1 protein-coding gene is annotated in these 1,418 nt (G+C 61.5%); it reads left to right on the top strand.

The genetic code is table 11. From position 1 onward, the window contains the following. On the top strand, positions 1-1,418 hold a 1,418-nt coding region (tkt, locus tag EDF75_RS27010; RefSeq protein WP_133601485.1), incomplete at both ends, for a transketolase.

The following is a 1,418-nucleotide window of genomic DNA, read 5'->3' as shown; positions in this document are numbered from 1 at the left end:
AACGCTATTCGTGCGCTGAGCATGGACGCGGTACAGAAAGCCAAATCCGGCCACCCGGGTGCCCCGATGGGTATGGCTGACATTGCCGAAGTCCTGTGGCGTGATTTCCTGAATCATAACCCGAACAACCCGGCCTGGGCCGATCGCGACCGTTTCGTGCTCTCCAACGGCCACGGCTCAATGCTGATTTACAGCCTGCTGCATCTCACCGGTTATGATCTGCCGATTGAAGAACTGAAAAACTTCCGTCAGCTGCACTCCAGAACCCCGGGCCACCCGGAAGTCGGCTACACCGCCGGCGTTGAAACCACCACCGGCCCGCTGGGTCAGGGGATTGCCAACGCGGTCGGCATGGCGATTGCTGAAAAAACCCTGGCGGCGCAGTTCAACCGTCCGGGCCACGATATCGTTGACCACTTCACCTACGCCTTCATGGGCGACGGCTGCATGATGGAAGGCATTTCTCACGAAGTGTGCTCCCTGGCCGGTACCCTGAAGCTGGGCAAGCTGGTGGCGTTCTATGACGACAACGGCATCTCCATCGACGGTCACGTTGAAGGCTGGTTCACCGACGATACCGCTAAACGTTTCGAAGCCTACGGCTGGCACGTGGTGCGCGGCGTGGACGGCCATGACGCCGACGCCATCAAGCGCGCGGTGGAAGAAGCGCGCGCGGTGAGCGACAAACCGTCCCTGCTGATGTGCAAAACCATCATCGGCTTCGGTTCGCCGAACAAAGCCGGTACCCACGACTCCCACGGCGCGCCGCTGGGCGACGCGGAAATCGCGCTGACCCGCGAGGCCCTGGGCTGGAAACACCCGGCGTTTGAAATCCCGTCTGACATCTACGCGCAGTGGGATGCAAAAGAAGCCGGTCAGGCGAAAGAAGCGGCGTGGAACGAGAAGTTTGCCGCCTACGCCAGCGCCTTCCCGCAGGAAGCCGCCGAGTATACCCGCCGTATGAAAGGCGAGATGCCGGCCGACTTCGACGCGAAAGCGAACGAGTTCATTGCGAAGCTGCAGGCTAACCCGGCGAAAATCGCCAGCCGTAAAGCGTCGCAGAATGCGATTGAAGCCTTTGGCCCGCTGCTGCCTGAATTCCTCGGCGGCTCGGCTGACCTGGCGCCGTCGAACCTGACTATCTGGTCCGGTTCGAAAGCCATCAACGAAGACACCGCCGGGAACTACATCCACTACGGCGTGCGTGAGTTCGGGATGACCGCGATTGCCAACGGTATCTCCCTGCACGGCGGCTTCCTGCCGTACACCTCCACCTTCCTGATGTTCGTGGAGTACGCGCGTAACGCGGTGCGTATGGCGGCGCTGATGAAGCAGCGTCAGGTGATGGTCTACACCCACGACTCCATCGGTCTGGGCGAAGACGGCCCGACGCACCAGCCGGTTGAGCAGGTGGCTTC

The organism is Klebsiella sp. BIGb0149, assembly GCF_004362605.1.
Taxonomy (GTDB): domain Bacteria; phylum Pseudomonadota; class Gammaproteobacteria; order Enterobacterales; family Enterobacteriaceae; genus Klebsiella; species Klebsiella terrigena.
This window is presented reverse-complemented; position numbering and strand designations above follow the sequence as displayed.